The following is a 15,431-nucleotide window of genomic DNA, read 5'->3' as shown; positions in this document are numbered from 1 at the left end:
CTCTGCGCGGCCCGTTAGCGAGCCAGGCCACGTTCCAGCCAGACACGACTCGCCAGGGTCACGGCGCCATCGAGCAGCAGTGCCAGCAGCGCGGTGCATGCCGCGCCCAGTACCAGCTGAGGCTGATTGTTCAGGGCGATGCCAGGGAAGATCAGGCTGCCAAGGCTGTTGGCGCCGATCAGGAAGGCCAGCGGCGCGGTGCCGACGTTGATCGCCAGCGCCACCCGCACACCGCCGATCATGATCGGCACGGCATTGGGCAGCTCGACGCGCCACAACACCTGACGCGGTGTCATGCCGATGCCGGTGGCGGCTTCCTTTAGAGAACCCTGAACGTTTTTCAGGCCTTCGTAGGTGTTGCGCACGATGGGCAACAGAGAGGCGAGGAACAAAGCGAAGATCGCAGGCCCACTGCCGATGCCCAGGACGCCCAGAGCAATGGCCAGTACCGCGAGAGGAGGAACGGTGTTACCGATATTGAAGATCTGCATGAAGCGTTCGGCGCGGCCAACCATGTTCGGTCGGCTGAGCACAATGCCGGTCGGGATTCCGACCACCAGTGCCGCCAGCATCGATGCCAGTACCAGCATCACGTGGGCTTGCAGATAAAACAGCAGATCATCCTGATACTGCTTGAGCGTGTCGATGCCGATCCATTGGACCAGCAGGGCCAGGAGTGCGATGACGATCACACCTCCCATCAGCCCCTTGCCATAGCGATTAGCCACGGGCGGACTCCTTATTTCAGTCGGCGTACGTCTGGCGCGTGACGGTCCTTTTCAGGCCATCTGCCAGCGTTCGCGAAGAGCAGCGGGTGGGTCGCCGGTTAAGGGTTAACCTGGGCGATTTCACGAGCCATGAGCGCAGCTTCGTCAAGCTAACTTGCTGATTTTGCAACCCTTGGCAGTTTGCATTGCCAGGGAGTGGACGTCTCCACAACCGCAAAGGTTCCCACGTAAGATGGTATTTGGCCACCCTTGATCGACTGAACGGTTCGGATATTGGATTGGTTTGGGCTATAATCGCCGCCCTTTTTTGAATCACCTCTCAGGCGATTTCCCATGACCAGACAGGCCGCCGAAGTCGCGAAACGCCGCACTTTCGCCATTATTTCTCACCCCGACGCCGGTAAGACCACCATCACCGAAAAGCTCTTGCTCATGGGCAAGGCCATTTCCGTGGCCGGCACGGTGAAATCCCGCAAATCCGACCGCCATGCGACGTCCGACTGGATGGAGATGGAGAAGCAGCGGGGTATTTCCATTACCACGTCGGTCATGCAGTTCCCCTATCGCGAACACATGATCAACCTGCTCGACACCCCGGGCCACGAAGACTTCTCCGAAGACACCTACCGCACCCTGACTGCGGTGGACTCGGCGCTGATGGTCCTCGACGGCGGTAAGGGCGTCGAGCCGCGGACCATCGCCCTTATGGACGTCTGCCGCCTGCGCGACACGCCGATCGTCAGCTTCATCAACAAGCTGGACCGCGACATCCGCGACCCGATCGAACTGCTCGACGAAATCGAAGCGGTGCTCAAGATCAAGGCCGCGCCGATCACCTGGCCCATCGGTTGCTACCGCGACTTCAAGGGCGTGTACCACCTGGCAGACGACTACATCATCGTCTACACCCCGGGGCACGGTCACGAACGCACCGAAACCAAGATCATCCAGAAGCTGGATTCCGACGAAGCCCGCGCCCACCTGGGTGACGAGTACGATCGCTTCATCGACCAGCTCGAACTGGTGCAGGGCGCCTGCCATGAATTCAACCAGCAGGAATTCCTCGACGGCCAGATGACCCCGGTGTTCTTCGGTACCGCACTGGGCAACTTCGGGGTCGACCATGTACTCGACGCCGTCGTCGACTGGGCGCCGCTGCCGCTGGCACGCGCCACCCACGAGCGCAGCGTGGAGCCGGTGGAAGAGAAGTTCTCGGGCTTCATCTTCAAGATCCAGGCGAACATGGACCCCAAGCACCGCGACCGTATCGCGTTCATGCGCATCTGCTCGGGCAAGTACGAAAAAGGCATGAAGATGCGCCATGTGCGCACCGGCAAGGACGTGCGCATCGGTGACGCCCTGACGTTCTTCTCCAGCGAGCGCGAGCAACTGGAAGAGGCCTACGCCGGCGACATCATCGGCCTGCACAACCACGGCACGATCCAGATCGGCGACACCTTCACCGAAGGCGAAGCCCTGGGCTTCACCGGCATCCCGCACTTTGCGCCGGAACTGTTCCGCCGCGTGCGCCTGAAGGACCCGCTCAAGTCCAAGCAACTGCGTCAGGGCCTGCAACAGCTGGCCGAAGAAGGCGCCACCCAGGTGTTCTTCCCGCAGCGCAGCAACGACATCATCCTCGGCGCCGTTGGTGTGCTGCAGTTCGATGTGGTCGCCAGCCGCCTGAAGGAAGAATACAAGGTCGAATGCGCCTACGAGCCGATCACCGTGTGGTCTGCCCGCTGGATCGACTCGGCGGACAAGAAGAAGCTCGAGGAATTCGAGAACAAGGCCGTGGAAAACCTGGCAGTGGACGGCGGCGGTCACCTGACCTACCTGGCGCCTACGCGGGTGAACCTGAGCCTGATGGAAGAACGTTGGCCGGACATCAAATTCCGCGCGACGCGTGAGCATCATTAAGGCCTGCTAAGCCTGTAGGAGCGCGCTTGCCCGCGACGGCGTCCATCCAGACACATTGATGTCGATTGACGCCCCGCCATCGCGGGCAAGCGCGCTCCTACAGGTGATTGGCCGCTCTCACGTGGCACGTGGGAACGATCAACAAGGGATTGCGCTTACTTCACCACCATCCCCACGCCCCTCCCCCGCGGATCCGCTGCGGTTTCGACCTTCGTGCCGTTGATCCTGATCGCCTGCACATTGCCCATCGCCCAGTTCTGATCCTTGATCGTGTAGCCCATGGCCTTGAGCTCATCGGCGACGGGCGCAGACATCGGCGCGAAGCGCTCGGTGAAGATCGTGTCCTTGGGCAGCAACTGATGATGCACGCGCTGCGCCGCCACCGCGTCCTTGAGCGGCATGTTGAAGTCATACAGATTGTTGAGCACCTGAAACACCGTGGTGAAAATCCGCGAGCCACCCGGCGTGCCCAGCACCAGCGTCACCGCGCCGTCGCGGGTCACAAGGCTTGGGCTCATGGATGAAAGCATGCGCTTGCCCGGCTGGATGGCATTGGCATCGCCTCCCACTACACCAAAGGCGTTGGCCACGCCGGGTTTGGAACTGAAGTCATCCATCTCGTCGTTCATCAAGAAGCCCGCGCCCTTGACCACCACGCCACTGCCGTAGTCCCAGTTCAGGGTGTAGGTGTTGCTGACCGCGTTGCCCTTTGCATCGACGATGGAGAAGTGGGTGGTCTGGTGCGATTCGAGCCCGGGCTTGATGTTTTCGGTCGGGGAAATCGCCGTCGGGTTTATCTCATGGGCGCGCTGGGCCAGGTAGACCTGATCGGTCAGTTCGCTCACCGGTGCCTTGGAGAAATCCGGATCGCCCAGATAGTTGGCGCGATCGGCAAACACCCGTTTCTCGATCTCGGCGAGCAAGTGCACGTAACGCGCCGAGTTCAGGGGCACGCCTTTGAAATCCTCGGCCAGTTGCTGCTTGATGCCGATCAGTTGCGCCAGCGCCACGCCGCCGGAACTGGGTAGCGGTGCGGTGTACAGGGTGTTGCCGTTGAAGTTCACGTGCAACGGCTTGCGCCAGACGGCCTTGTAGTCGGCCAGGTCCTGTTTGGTGATCAAGCCGTTGTCGTGTTGCATCTGGGCCACCAGCAGGTCGGCAGTCTGGCCCTGATAGAACTCGCTGGCGCCTTTGTCGGCGATGCGCTCCAGGGTCTGGGCCAGCTCCGGCTGACGGAACAGTTCGCCGGCTTTCATGGTGCCGAAGTAATCGGCGAAGTTGGTCTTGCCCTCAAGCTGCTTGAGGGCCTCGGTGCCGTACATGTTCTGTTTGTCGGCGACCTTGAAACCGTTCTTCGCGTAACCGATGGCCGGTGTCAGCAGTTCGGACCAGGGCAACTTGCCGAATTTCTTGTGCGCCTCCCACAAGCCCATCACCGTGCCCGGCACGCCCGAAGCGCGAGCGCCCACCAGGCTCATGCCGGGGATCACCTCGCCTTTCTCATCCAGGTACATGTCGCGGGTCGCGGCTTTGGGAGCGGTTTCGCGGTAGTCGATGAAATAGGGCCGACCGTTCATGAACAGGGTCATGAAGCCACCACCGCCGATATTGCCCGCCTCCGGGTACGTCACGGCCAGGGTGAAGGCGGTGGCCACGGCGGCATCGACGGCGTTGCCGCCCTTCTTGAGTATTTGCGCAGCGACCTGCGCGCCGTACTGATCGGGCGCTGCAACGGCGCCGCCTTCCAGGACGATGGCCGCGTAAACCGGGGAACTGACGGCAAAGACTACCGATAAGGCGAGGGTCTTGAGGGTCACGACGCGCATAGGGCTTCCTTGATTGCGGGATGCAATAGACTGGTCTGTGGAGGCTGTCTGAATGCTGACGAGACTAACGCAAACGGCCACCCGAAGGTGGCCGCTGTGTATCGGGAAATGTGACCGTAGCAGCACGGCTTGCCGGCGGGAGCGATCTTGAGGACGCCCCCGCCGGCAAGCCGTGCTGCTACGGGTCTGGGTTTAAAGCCCCATTACCCCTTGAGCATGTCGTTCTCGATCCACTCGATCACCGACGTACGCTTGGGCGCCCAGCCCAGCAGTTCGCGGGCGTTCTTGCCACGCACGCGGCTGTTCGAGCCCAGGCCATAGTTGGCCATTTCATAACCCCATTCGGCTTCCGCGTCCTTGAGCGGCCAGTCCTGCGCCTTGCCCAGGCCCATCGCGTGCGCCATGGCGTTGCTCATGTCGAGGAACGAGGCTTCGCCGCTCTCCACAAAGTAGAAGGTGCCGGCGGGATTGTTCTCCAGCGCCAGTGCATACAGCTCGACCACATCATCAATGTGCACGTTGGACCAGATGTTGCCGCCGGTGCCGACATGACGCACCACGCCGCTCTTGCGAGCCTGTTTGAGCAGGCGCGGCAACTGCACGCTGTCGCGGTTGACGCCCAGGCTGTGGCCGTAGATCAATGTGTTGCAGAGCACTGCCGAACGCACGCCCTGTTGCGCTGCGGCCAGCACCAGATCGTCGATGGCCACGCGCGCAGCCTTGTCCGGGGTGGCGGCAGGCAACTGGCCTTCGTAGTAGATCTTGTCGGTGCCCTTGCCGCCCGACGCATCGCCCACGATGCTTGAACCGCTGGTGTGCAGAAGGGGTTTGTTCGAACCTTTGAGGCCCTCGATCAACGCCTCGACCGCGCCACGGTGGTCGCTGCTGGCAGCGTTGATGACCGCGTCGGCCTTGCGCGCCTGCTCGATCAGCAGCGCCTTGTCATCCAGGGTGCCGACGACCGCCGACATGCCCAACGCCTTGAGTTCGTCCGCCTGCTCGGCGCTGCGCACCAGGCCCGTGACGTGGTGGCCCTTGCGGGTGAGGCCGGTTGCGATTGAGCCACCAATGAAACCTGCTGCGCCGGTGATGAAGATATTCATGAGCTTGATCCCGTGTCGTGGAAAAGATGGACACAGTATCTGCCCGACATTCCATGCAAAAAACCACCGCCGCGCCAAATGACTCTTGCGTAAAAATCACGAATGCGCCCCGGCCGTAGGAGCGCGCTTGCCCGCGATGGCGGAGCATCTGGCGCATCTGTGATATCCGGTACACCGTCGTCGCGGGCAAGCGCGCTCCTACAAGTCGCCCTACTCGCTACCTGCGAAGATTCAACGCCACCACACTGCTCAACACCACGACCGCCCCCACGATCACCATCGGCGAGGGGATTTCACCCAACAGCACCGAAGCGATGGCAATCGCCATGGGTGGCGTGAGATACAGGCTCATCGTGGCGCGGCTGGCCTCCATGTGCTTGAGCACATAGGCCCAGGCCAGGTAGGCCAGCGCACTGGGGAACAGCCCCAAGACACCCACCGCCACATTGACCCGCAGCGGCGCATTGACGATCTCGCCGACCAGCCCCGGCAAGTAGACCAGCAGAAAAAACGTACCGGCCCAGACCGTGTAGCAGACCATGGTCAGCCCGTCATAGCGATGGCTGTGGCGCCTTTGCAGGGAGAAATACAGGCTCCAGGAGAACGCCGCCAAGAGGATCAACAAGGCCCGAGCATCGACATGGCCAAACCCGCGATCTCCCAGAATCACGATTCCCACGCCGACCAGCCCCCACGTCACGCAGAACCAGCGCCAGGCGTTGACCTGCTCCTTGAACACGAAATGCGCCAGCAGCGCGGTGAACAGCGGCATCGACTGGATCAGCACGCTTGACGCACCGGCGCTCACTCCCGGCTGGCCGAAGTTGAGGGCGATGTGGTGGAGGCTGACCGCGAAAAAACCCAACACCGCCAGCAATGGCAGATCCCGCAGGCGCGGCAAGGAGATCTTCATCGACGAGGCGATCAACGCCATGAACACCGAGGCAATCAGAAACCGCAACAGTGCCAGGTGCCCCGGATCGTAGGCCAGCAATCCGATGCGAATCCCCGCCGGTGAGTAACCCCAACAGGCAATCACGAAGACCGTCGCCAACGCGACTTTCACCCCCTGCCAGCGGACATTCAGTTCCTGACCACCGGACGCAATCACCACCGGCTCACTCACCACGCTCATGTTCCCACTCCTGCCGAAAGACCCCTTTGGCAATGAGTATCGAAACAACTTATGCTCACCACAACCGAACAATAATGACTCAACCGTTCACTTTTGGTGATGCATGGAACTGGCCCAGCTTCGCATGTTCAAGACCGTTGCCGACACCGGCAGCATTGCCCGCGCAGCCGAGTTGCTGCACTGCGTGCCGTCGAATGTCACGGCGCGCATCAAGGCGCTGGAGGCGGAGCTTGGCACCGAGCTGTTCTTCCGCCATGGGCGCGGATTGCGCATCAGCCCTGCCGGGGAAATCTTCCTGAACTACGCCGCACGAATGCTCAGCCTGGCCCAGGAAGCCAAGCGCGCGGTGCATCCTGATGCTGCGCCTTCCGGGCCGTTGCGCATCGGCGCGATTGAGTCGTCCGCCACCTCGCGGCTGCCCCGATTGCTGGCGCGTTTTCATGCGCGCTATCCCGACGTCTCCCTTGAACTGACCACCGGCACCGGCCCGCAATTGCTCGACGCCACGCTCAACCACAAGCTCGATGGTGCGATTGTCGCCATCGACGTCAAGCGCCCGCGCCTCAAGCGCACCTCCATGTACCGCGAGGACCTGGTGCTGATCGCCGCCGAATCCCTGGGGCCGATTCGCAGCGCGGCGGACCTGGCCGGCAAGTCGATCTTCATGTGGCCCGAAGGCTGCCCCTATCGCGCGGCGCTTGAGCGCTGGCTGCTGAACCACGGCCAGACCCAGCCGATCATCAGCATTGCCAGCTACGGCACCATCGTCGGTTGCGTCAGTGCCGGCGCCGGTGTGGCGCTGGTGCCCAAGGGGGTGTTCGAGCAGTACCACAAGGGCTCGGGCTGGGTCGGTTATGAATTCGCCGAACTGACGTCTATCGACAACCTGTTCTACTGGCACGAAAACGCCGAACACCACCCGGCGCGGGAGGCGTTCGTGGAGATGCTGCGCGCAGAATTTTCCGGCGCCGCGCAACCCCTGTAGGAGCGCGCTTGCCCGCGACTGCGTCGTGTCAGACACCTCAATACGCGATGTGAACAACAAACCCGTAGCAGCACGGCTTGCCGGCGGGAGCGGTGTGTCAGGCACAGAGATGCCAACTGACACACCGCCATCGCGGGCAAGCGCGCTCCTACAGGCGCTGGATCAGCGATTGATGCGTTGCTGACACACCGCCCCCGCCGGCAAGCCGTGCTGCTACGGGAACACTGCTATGCGGCGTAGACCGCCAACTTCTGCGCAATGAAATCCAGAAAACACTGAATCCGCAGCGCCAGCTGCGAGTTGCGGTAGTACACCGCGTGGATCGGCTGGCGATAGCCGCTGTTGGCCTGGGAGAGGATCACTTTGAGCCGCCCGGCGCGGATGTCTTCGTGGGTCATGAAGTGCGACAGGCAGACGATGCCCTCCCCCGCCAACGCCAGTTGGCGCAGGGTCTCACCGCTGGACGCGGACACCGTCGGCTGAATGAACAGACGGTCGCCGCCAGCATGACGCAAGGGCCAGTGGTTCAGGGTTTCAGTCTGAGTGAAGCCCAACAGCGAATGCCCGTTCAGCGCCTCGACGCTCTTGGGCGTGCCGTGTTTTTTCAGGTAATCGGGGCTGGCCAGAATGTTCAGCGGGCTGGTGCCCAGGGCTCGGGCATGCAGGGTCGAATCCGCCAGCGCGCCGATGCGGATCGCCACGTCGGTGCTCTGCTCCAGCAGATCGATGATCAGATCGTTGCTGTTCAACTCCAGCTGAATGTCCGGGTAGAGCGTACGAAACTCGGCTACGTACGGCACGATGGAATGCAGCATGAAAGGCGATGCGGCATTGATCCGCAAGCGCCCGGAAGGCGTCTGCTGGCGCAGCGACATGCGCTCTTCGAGGTCTTCCATCTGGCCCAGAATCTGCCGCGCCCGCTCAAGGAAGAACTTGCCCTCCTCGGTCAGGTCCATGCGTCGCGTGGTGCGGTTGATCAACGTGGTGTCGAGCTTGGCTTCCAGCCGGGACAGGGTGCGACTGATGGCCGATGGGGTCTGCCCCATCTGTTCGGCGGCGGCCGAAATCGAGCCGCTTTCAATCACGCAGACAAACACCTGCAATTCATCGGATCGGGCTTTCACTGTTGTCCTCCGCTCAAAACAGCCTGGATATTAGCGCCGTTTAGAACACAGGCAAAAAACCTTTGCTTAAAAAGCACAAATTCGCGAGCAATTGTTGACTTAGAATTTGGCCACTTTCATCACAGGAGGCCGCCATGAGCGAGCTGCACGGTTTCATCCTTCATGCCCAGACCAAGCCTGAAAAAGCGGCCGAGTTCGAAGCTTTGTTCAGCAGCTATGTGGCGGCCAGCCGCAGCGAAGACGGCTGCATCGAGTACCACATGCTGCGCGACCAGCAGGACCCGACGCTGTTTATCTTCTATGAGATCTGGCAATCGACGGCGCATCTGGACATGCACTCTGCCCTGCCGCACATGGCGAGTTTTTTCGAGCGACGCATGGATTACCTGGTGCGGGATTTCGATATCCGTCGCGTCGACATGATCAGCCCCTCGTCTGCCGTTCGCTGAGTCAACCGGCGATCAGCAGGTGCAGGCCGAGCATCGCCATGCCGATGAAAAACACGCGCTTGAACACCAGGGCGCTGATGCGCTGGCGCAGCCATTGGCCGATCATCATGCCAAGCAGCGCCGGGATCACTGCCAGCAACGAGGCACTCATCTCGGCGCTGCCCAGCGCATTGTTCCAGAACAGCCCCGCACCCAGGGCGAGGGTCGAGACGGTGAACGACAGCCCCAGCGCCTGCACCAACTGGTTGCGGTCCAGACCCAGCCCTTGAATGTACGGCACTGCCGGGATCACGAACACGCCGGTCGCCGAGGTAATCAGCCCGGTGACCAGCCCACACAGCGGCCCCAGCCACGGCTCGGCGCGGGATGGCACTTTCAGCGTGGGCAGGAACAGCCCGCACATCGCATAGACGAATAACGCCCCGCCCAACGCCCGGCCCATGCTGTGGGCGCTGCCCATGCCCAGCAGGTACGAGCCCAGCGCCGTGCCGACGACGATCATCGCCAGCAGCGGCCAGAGCCTGGCCAGACAACTGCGCAGATGGCCACCTGCCGCCAGTTGCCAGAAGTTGGTGAAGGTCGAGGGGATCAGCAACAGCGCGGCAGCCTGCGTCGGCAGCATAGCCACGCCCAAAAGCCCCATGGCGACGGTGGGCAGGCCCATGCCGATCACCCCCTTGACCGTGCCGGCCAGCAGGAAGGTGAGCAACACCAGAGCAGTCAGGCTCCAGCCGATGTTTTGATACAGCGCGAGGAAGGTATTCATGGGGATATGGTGAGCCGGTTCTGCGCCGTTGAAAATCTGCGATATATTGAGCCAGCCTTCGGATTTTACATACCCACTACACACCCGTAGCAGCACGGCTTGCCGGCGGGGGCGGTGGGTCAGAGAGTGATGTTCTGCCTGACACGACGCTCCCGCCGGCAAGCCGTGCTGCTACGGATGCGTCCACCAACCGGAATCCGCCATGCCTTTCGACCTGATCGACCTCAAGCTTTTCCTCAACGTCAGCGAAGCAGGCAATATCACGGCTGGCGCTGCATTGAGCCACCTGTCCCTGGCCTCGGCCAGTGCGCGGATTCGCGGGCTGGAATCGTCCCTGGGCATCGCCCTGCTCGAACGCGGCCGACGCGGGGTCACGCCCACTGCGGCAGGCAAGGCGCTGGCCCAGCATGCGCGGCTGATTCTGCGTCAGGTCGAGCGCATGCAGGCCGACCTCACGGATTACGCTCAGGGCTTCAAGGGCCAGATTCGCCTCTTGTGCAACACCTCGGCGCTGAGCGAATACCTGCCCGAACGGCTGGCGGGCTTTCTGGCGACCCATCCCAACATCGACATCAATCTGGAAGAGCACCCCAGCCTGCGCATCCTCCACGCTGTGCGCCACGGCACCGCCGATATCGGCATCATCTCCAACGCCGTAGACGCCAGTGACCTTCAAACACTGCCGTTCTGCGCCGACCCGCTGAGCCTCGTCATGCCAGCCGATCACCCGTTGGCGCAGTTGCAACAGGTGCGCTTCAGCCAGGCGCTGGAATACGAATTCGTCGGCCTGGGCGTCAACAGCGCCATGGCGATCTATCTGGAAGAACAGGCGCTGCACCTGGGCCGACGCCTGAAAACCCGGGTGCGGGCCGAGAGTTTCGACGGGGTGATGCGCATGGTCATGCATGGCGCAGGGCTGGGCGTGGTGCCGCAGGCGGCGGTCGAGCGGTTCGCAGGTTCAGGGCGATTGAAGGCCCAACAGCTGAGGGAGGTATGGGCCGACCGCAAGCTGCTGCTGTGCGCGCCGGACTTTGCCCTGCTGCCCGAATACGCCAAGGCGCTGGTGCGTCATCTGGGGGCTGAAACTGCGTTAATGGACACCTCGATGTCGAGCACAGACAACTGACCCCGACAGGACGCCCCTAAGGTACGCGAGCGCAACTTTCGCAACCTCATCTGGAGCTGTCATGAGCAACTTGATCGTCCTTCTTCGCGACACCACGCCACTGCCCGTCGTAGACGCCTGCAAATGGGAGCGCATCGGCGGCGACCCGCACACCGTCAACCTCAACGCCTACACCAGCGCCGACGGCGAGAAGATCATGGGCACCTGGATCTGCACCCCGGGCAAATGGTACGTCGAGTACGTGAAGTGGGAATACTGCGACTTCCAGGAAGGCTACTGCATCATCACCCCTGAAGGGAAAGAGCCGATCCACCTGAAGGCCGGCGACAAGTTCATCATCGAACCCGGCATGAAAGGCACCTGGGAAGTGGTCGAGACCGTGCGCAAGTATTTCGTGTTTGCCTGATCAGGCAAACGCCGCGCCACCCCGTAGCAGCACGGCTTGCCGGCGGGGGCGGTGTGTCTGTGACGAATGTGCCGTCTGATACACCGCTCCCGCCGGCAAGCCGCGCTGCTACGGATCGCTGTCGGCCTGGCATCACCGTTACGATTCAAAGCCCCTTTTCCACCAGTGCACTGAACGCCTCAAGCTCCCCCCTCTCCACATCCGACACCGCAATGAAGCGCATGTGATTCTGCTGCCAGGCCACGATGTTGTAGCCGCGCAGCGACCGATCCTGACGCGGCGTGTCGGCCTCTGTGGTCGGCACGATGAACAGGTTGATCACGTGCTTCGCCCGCCCGTATGACAAGGCCGCCGCCGTCTGATGTTGCAGGTAGTCCAGCCGTCCGCCGAGCAGCGGATAGCCTTGCTCGGCGAAGTCATGGACCGGCGGCGAAAAGTCCAGCTTGCCGGTGAACCAGGGCTTGACCGTGTGCCGGTCCGATGAGGCCACGTCATTCAGATGCCCGGCCATCAGCGAGCGCACGTGGCTCGACACCGCCTCCTCCATCCACGGCTGCTCGCCGGTTGGCGTGGCGATGTACAACACCAACGCCAGCGCCAGAGCCGCCGCGGAAAACGCCGGTGCCAGCCAGCCCTTGGCCCTCGCCAGCCACGACACGCGCTGTGCCGGCGGGGGCGCAAACACACTGCGCACCAGCAGGTCCGGCGCGGCGTAGTAGGGCGCGTGGCGCTTGACGCTGTCGGTCAACAGCCTGGCCTGATCGTACTGCTGCCGACACTCGGCGCAGCCCTGCAGATGCGTGACGATTTCAGCCGCTGCGGCGGCGTCCAGTTCATCATCCAGATAACCGTGAAGGCTGACCCGGCAAGTGGCACACGTGAGGTCAGTCATGGGCATGCAACCTCAGCAATTCGAGCCTGAGCATCGACCGCGCCCGGGCCAGGCGCGACATCACCGTACCGATGGGAATATCCACCACCCGGGCAATGTCCTTATAGGCCAGGTCTTCAAGTTCCTTGAGCACGATCACCTCGCGAAAGGCCGGAGCCAGCGCCTGCAAAGCCCGCCGCAGCAGGGCGGCATCTTCGGCATGCATGGCCAGCACTTCCGGGGTCTGTGCGTGGCTGAGCGCCAGGTCGTCCTCGGCGATTTCATCCCCCAGCGCCACCCAGCGCCCACCCGCCGCTGCCTTGAGCCAGCCGTAGCTTTCATGGCGCACGATGGTCAGGAACCAGGCCTTGGGATTGCCGTCGACGAACTGATGCACGAAGCGAAACGCCCGGAATGCGCTGGCCTGCACCACATCCTGCGCCGCGCTCTCATCGCCTGTCAGCCAACGGGCGAGGTTGTAGGCGGCGTCCATGTGGGGCGCGAACAATTCCTCGAATCGCTTCATGTCGGCTCCGGTCACTGATCCCCCTATAACCGCGCCCGCCCAGGTTTTATTCCCGGAAAAAAACATATTTTTGCACCCGGAATAAAAGCTCATGGCGCGGGGTTGTAAAGGGTGTCCGCTCAATTACCGAGCCATCACCGAGGGCACCGCCATGAACCGCCACCGCACCCCGTCCGAAAAACGCACCGACGGGCCGCTCGACCCCGACCGCCGAACCTTGCTCAAGTGCTCGGCCTGGGCCGGCGCGGGCGTGATCTGGGCCATGGCCGGCGGCGTGCCGCGTGCCTTCGCGCTGGACAACAACGGTCAGCCCACTGACCCTGCGGCGATGAACAGCACGTTCCAGTTCGTGCAGATCAGCGACTCGCACATCGGCTTCAACAAGGAGGCCAATCCTGAGCCGGTGAAGACTTTGCAAGAAGCCATCGGCAAGGTGGTCGCCCTGCCCCGGCCACCCTCACTGATCCTGCACACCGGAGACATCACGCACCTGTCCAAGGCGGCGGAATTCGACACCGCTGCGCAGATTCTCAAGGGACTGCCCGCCCCCGTGCATTACGTGCCCGGCGAACACGACACACTCGATGAAGGCGGCGGCAAGCTGTACCTGGAGCGCTACGGCAAGGGCACCAAGGGCAACGGCTGGTACAGCTTCGACGACCATGGCGTGCACTTCATCGCGCTGGTGAACGTGTTCAATTTCCAGGCCGGTCGCGAGGCCAACCTGGGTGCCGATCAACTGGCGTGGCTGGCCGACGACCTGCGGGCAGTGTCAGCCAGCACCCCGGTGGTGGTGTTCACTCACATTCCATTGTGGACGCTGTATCAGCCTTGGGGCTGGGGCACCGAGGACGGCGACCAGGCGATTGCCATGCTGCGCAACTACGGCTCGGTCACGGTGCTCAACGGCCACATTCATCAGGTGATCCAGAAGGTCGAGGGCAACATCACCTTTCACACCGCGCGCGGCACGGCCTACCCGCAACCCGCCCCCGGCATGGCGCCCTCCCCCGGCCCGCTCACGGTGCCCGCCGATCAGTTGCGCAATTACCTGGGCATCACCGATGTGCGCGCCACCCAGGGCGAGCATCCGTTGGCGTTGATTGATTCAACCCTGGCCTAGCCACAACCCAAAAACACGGATCAATCATGAAAACCCTCATCCACGCCGCTTTGCTCTCGACTCTCATCATCACCCTCCCCGCCTTCGCCCAGGACGTGCGCATCAACATCAAGGACTTCATGTTCGCCCCCACGCAACTGAACATTCCCGTGGGCAGCACGGTGACCTGGGTCAACGACGACCAGATCCCCCATACCGTCATGGAAACCCACAAGGCCTTCCACTCGGCGGCGCTGGATACCGACGACAGCTTCACTTTCCAGTTCGATAACGCCGGCACGTTCGAGTATTTCTGCGCGCTGCACCCGCAGATGATCGGCAGAATCGTGGTCGGCGGTTAAGGCTGCTTGAGCCCCTCGCACCAGCGATTCAAGGTACGCACGAACTCCACCGACGCCGCGCTCTGCCAGGCATTGCGCCTGCGCAGCAGTGCGGCGCTGCGTTGCGGGGCGCCACCCTGCAGCGGGATCGCGAACACGCCCCGCGCCTGGGTGGCGGTGGCCTGGGGCAGGATCGTGGCCACTGGCATGTGTCGCACAATCTCCAGAATCGCACTGACCGAATTGGCCTGCATGTCCACCGTCGGCGCGATGCCATGCTCGCGGCAGTAATCATCGATGCAGGTGCGGGTGATGAAGTCCCGGGTCAGCAGCACCAGCGGCAGGCTCGCCAGCTCCTCGCCCGTCAGCGCCGCTTCCCGCCCGAACAGTGGGTGTACCTGCCCCACCATCACGCTGAGGGTTTCCACGAAAAGCGGCACGCAGTCGATGTCCGGGTCGCGCACGCCGGTGAACGCAATGGCCAGGTCGAGGCTGTCATCGGCCAGCCGCGCCTCGATCTCATCCAGCGAGAGTTCGAACACACTCAGGCGAATACCCGGGTGCCGGCTGCTGAACTCACGAATCAACGGCCCGGCCAGGTACGCCATGAAAGTCGGCGTCATCGCCAGCCGCAGGGTGCCTCGCGAAAGATCCTTCACGTCGTGGATCGCCCGGTTGGCCGCCTCCAGATCACGCATCACCTTGCGCGCGTACTCGATGTACGCCGCGCCGGCATCGGTTGGCCTGACTACCCGCGCAGAGCGGTCGAGCAACTCGGCGCCAAGGCTTTCTTCCAGTTGCCGGATCTGCTGCGACAGGGTCGGTTGCGAGACGTGCAACGCCTGCGCGGCGCGGCTGAAATTGCCGTGATCGGCCACGGCCAGCAGGTATTTGAGATGACGCAGCAGCATGGCTGATTCCTATAGGCACCACTTATGGAAACTATTGTAGATGGGTCTTGGACGCTATAGCCGGGCAGGATCAGTATCGATTCCACAGCACGACTCCACAGACACCAGCCAACAG

Annotated in this window: 16 protein-coding genes; 7 read left to right on the top strand and 9 right to left on the bottom strand. The window is 62.5% G+C overall.

The window, feature by feature from the left end:
• Positions 1–14: 14 nt before the first annotated feature.
• Entirely contained in the window at positions 15–728 is a 714-nt protein-coding gene (locus ACIPO9_RS20315; RefSeq protein WP_274135310.1) for an ABC transporter permease, read from the bottom strand.
• Between the two features lie 333 nt (positions 729–1,061).
• On the opposite strand from ACIPO9_RS20315, the gene ACIPO9_RS20310 reads away from it, so the two are divergent.
• The gene (locus ACIPO9_RS20310; protein WP_400783076.1) at positions 1,062–2,645 is read left to right on the top strand and encodes a peptide chain release factor 3; all 1,584 of its coding nucleotides are present in this window, start codon (positions 1,062–1,064) and stop codon (positions 2,643–2,645) included.
• A gap of 155 nt (positions 2,646–2,800) precedes the next feature.
• Here the strand turns inward: ACIPO9_RS20310 and ggt are convergent, their stop codons facing one another.
• The 3 genes from ggt to ACIPO9_RS20295 all read right to left on the bottom strand — a co-directional run bounded on the left by ggt (position 2,801) and on the right by ACIPO9_RS20295 (position 6,709).
• On the bottom strand, positions 2,801–4,471 hold the full coding sequence (ggt, locus tag ACIPO9_RS20305; protein WP_400783074.1) for a gamma-glutamyltransferase: 1,671 nt from the start codon (positions 4,469–4,471) through the stop codon (positions 2,801–2,803).
• Positions 4,472–4,674: 203 nt separating this feature from the next.
• A complete protein-coding gene (locus tag ACIPO9_RS20300) occupies positions 4,675–5,574 on the bottom strand; it encodes an NAD-dependent epimerase/dehydratase family protein (protein ID WP_400783072.1) in 900 nt (299 codons plus the stop codon).
• 217 nt (positions 5,575–5,791) lie between these two features.
• Complete coding sequence (locus tag ACIPO9_RS20295) at positions 5,792–6,709, bottom strand: DMT family transporter (RefSeq protein WP_400783070.1); 918 nt, start codon at positions 6,707–6,709, stop codon at positions 5,792–5,794.
• A 103-nt stretch (positions 6,710–6,812) separates the two neighbouring features.
• On the opposite strand from ACIPO9_RS20295, the gene ACIPO9_RS20290 reads away from it, so the two are divergent.
• On the top strand, positions 6,813–7,694 hold the full coding sequence (locus ACIPO9_RS20290) for a LysR family transcriptional regulator (RefSeq protein ID WP_400783069.1): 882 nt from the start codon (positions 6,813–6,815) through the stop codon (positions 7,692–7,694).
• Positions 7,695–7,921: 227 nt separating this feature from the next.
• Here ACIPO9_RS20290 and ACIPO9_RS20285 read toward each other — a convergent pair whose 3' ends face one another.
• On the bottom strand, positions 7,922–8,818 hold the full coding sequence (locus ACIPO9_RS20285) for a LysR family transcriptional regulator (protein ID WP_274135874.1): 897 nt from the start codon (positions 8,816–8,818) through the stop codon (positions 7,922–7,924).
• A 134-nt stretch (positions 8,819–8,952) separates the two neighbouring features.
• Here ACIPO9_RS20285 and ACIPO9_RS20280 point away from each other — a divergent pair, with 134 nt between their 5' ends.
• Entirely contained in the window at positions 8,953–9,267 is a 315-nt protein-coding gene (locus tag ACIPO9_RS20280; protein WP_400783067.1) for a putative quinol monooxygenase, read from the top strand.
• A 1-nt stretch (position 9,268) separates the two neighbouring features.
• On the opposite strand, the gene ACIPO9_RS20275 is transcribed toward ACIPO9_RS20280, so the two are convergent.
• Positions 9,269–10,033, bottom strand: coding sequence for a sulfite exporter TauE/SafE family protein (locus ACIPO9_RS20275; RefSeq protein ID WP_400783065.1), 765 nt, complete (start codon positions 10,031–10,033; stop codon positions 9,269–9,271).
• Between the two features lie 202 nt (positions 10,034–10,235).
• On the opposite strand from ACIPO9_RS20275, the gene ACIPO9_RS20270 reads away from it, so the two are divergent.
• Both ACIPO9_RS20270 and ACIPO9_RS20265 read left to right on the top strand, forming a co-directional pair.
• A complete protein-coding gene (locus ACIPO9_RS20270) occupies positions 10,236–11,159 on the top strand; it encodes a LysR substrate-binding domain-containing protein (RefSeq protein WP_400783063.1) in 924 nt (307 codons plus the stop codon).
• A gap of 61 nt (positions 11,160–11,220) precedes the next feature.
• Complete coding sequence (locus ACIPO9_RS20265; RefSeq protein WP_400783062.1) at positions 11,221–11,565, top strand: cupin domain-containing protein; 345 nt, start codon at positions 11,221–11,223, stop codon at positions 11,563–11,565.
• 145 nt (positions 11,566–11,710) lie between these two features.
• On the opposite strand, the gene ACIPO9_RS20260 is transcribed toward ACIPO9_RS20265, so the two are convergent.
• Both ACIPO9_RS20260 and ACIPO9_RS20255 read right to left on the bottom strand, forming a co-directional pair.
• Positions 11,711–12,457 carry an anti-sigma factor family protein gene (locus ACIPO9_RS20260; protein ID WP_400783060.1) on the bottom strand — a complete coding sequence of 249 codons (747 nt, stop codon included), beginning with the start codon at positions 12,455–12,457 and terminating at the stop codon, positions 11,711–11,713.
• Positions 12,450–12,962, bottom strand: coding sequence for a sigma-70 family RNA polymerase sigma factor (locus ACIPO9_RS20255; RefSeq protein ID WP_400783058.1), 513 nt, complete (start codon positions 12,960–12,962; stop codon positions 12,450–12,452). Before ACIPO9_RS20255 ends, ACIPO9_RS20260 begins: the two co-directional genes overlap by 8 nt.
• A gap of 151 nt (positions 12,963–13,113) precedes the next feature.
• Between ACIPO9_RS20255 and ACIPO9_RS20250 the strand changes: the two genes are divergently transcribed.
• Positions 13,114–14,085 (top strand): metallophosphoesterase, encoded by a 972-nt coding sequence (locus ACIPO9_RS20250; protein WP_274135884.1) that lies wholly within the window; start codon positions 13,114–13,116, stop codon positions 14,083–14,085.
• 26 nt (positions 14,086–14,111) lie between these two features.
• Positions 14,112–14,426, top strand: a complete 315-nt coding sequence (locus tag ACIPO9_RS20245; protein ID WP_274135886.1) for a cupredoxin family copper-binding protein — start codon at positions 14,112–14,114, stop codon at positions 14,424–14,426.
• On the opposite strand, the gene cynR is transcribed toward ACIPO9_RS20245, so the two are convergent.
• On the bottom strand, positions 14,423–15,316 hold the full coding sequence (gene cynR / locus ACIPO9_RS20240) for a transcriptional regulator CynR (protein WP_400783055.1): 894 nt from the start codon (positions 15,314–15,316) through the stop codon (positions 14,423–14,425). The two genes, ACIPO9_RS20245 and cynR, sit on opposite strands and share 4 nt — an antisense overlap.
• Positions 15,317–15,431 lie beyond the last annotated feature (115 nt).

Source organism: Pseudomonas sp. NPDC090203 (assembly GCF_044746765.1).
GTDB lineage: Bacteria > Pseudomonadota > Gammaproteobacteria > Pseudomonadales > Pseudomonadaceae > Aquipseudomonas > Aquipseudomonas putida_AD.
The sequence above is the reverse complement of the archived record's forward strand: the minus strand, read 5'-3'. Positions and strand labels throughout refer to the sequence as shown.

What these genes read in the sequence shown, in the direction of transcription:
- ACIPO9_RS20265 (WP_400783062.1), top strand. Translation starts at nt 11,221, where the DNA reads ATGAGCAACTTGATCGTCCTTCTTCGCGACACCACGCCACTGCCCGTC.
- ACIPO9_RS20275 (WP_400783065.1), bottom strand. Translation starts at nt 10,033, where the DNA reads ATGAATACCTTCCTCGCGCTGTATCAAAACATCGGCTGGAGCCTGACT.
- ACIPO9_RS20260 (WP_400783060.1), bottom strand. Translation starts at nt 12,457, where the DNA reads ATGACTGACCTCACGTGTGCCACTTGCCGGGTCAGCCTTCACGGTTAT.
- ACIPO9_RS20255 (WP_400783058.1), bottom strand. Translation starts at nt 12,962, where the DNA reads ATGAAGCGATTCGAGGAATTGTTCGCGCCCCACATGGACGCCGCCTAC.
- cynR (WP_400783055.1), bottom strand. Translation starts at nt 15,316, where the DNA reads ATGCTGCTGCGTCATCTCAAATACCTGCTGGCCGTGGCCGATCACGGC.
- ACIPO9_RS20310 (WP_400783076.1), top strand. Translation starts at nt 1,062, where the DNA reads ATGACCAGACAGGCCGCCGAAGTCGCGAAACGCCGCACTTTCGCCATT.
- ACIPO9_RS20290 (WP_400783069.1), top strand. Translation starts at nt 6,813, where the DNA reads ATGGAACTGGCCCAGCTTCGCATGTTCAAGACCGTTGCCGACACCGGC.
- ACIPO9_RS20250 (WP_274135884.1), top strand. Translation starts at nt 13,114, where the DNA reads ATGAACCGCCACCGCACCCCGTCCGAAAAACGCACCGACGGGCCGCTC.
- ACIPO9_RS20280 (WP_400783067.1), top strand. Translation starts at nt 8,953, where the DNA reads ATGAGCGAGCTGCACGGTTTCATCCTTCATGCCCAGACCAAGCCTGAA.
- ACIPO9_RS20295 (WP_400783070.1), bottom strand. Translation starts at nt 6,709, where the DNA reads ATGAGCGTGGTGAGTGAGCCGGTGGTGATTGCGTCCGGTGGTCAGGAA.
- ACIPO9_RS20270 (WP_400783063.1), top strand. Translation starts at nt 10,236, where the DNA reads ATGCCTTTCGACCTGATCGACCTCAAGCTTTTCCTCAACGTCAGCGAA.
- ACIPO9_RS20245 (WP_274135886.1), top strand. Translation starts at nt 14,112, where the DNA reads ATGAAAACCCTCATCCACGCCGCTTTGCTCTCGACTCTCATCATCACC.
- ggt (WP_400783074.1), bottom strand. Translation starts at nt 4,471, where the DNA reads ATGCGCGTCGTGACCCTCAAGACCCTCGCCTTATCGGTAGTCTTTGCC.
- ACIPO9_RS20300 (WP_400783072.1), bottom strand. Translation starts at nt 5,574, where the DNA reads ATGAATATCTTCATCACCGGCGCAGCAGGTTTCATTGGTGGCTCAATC.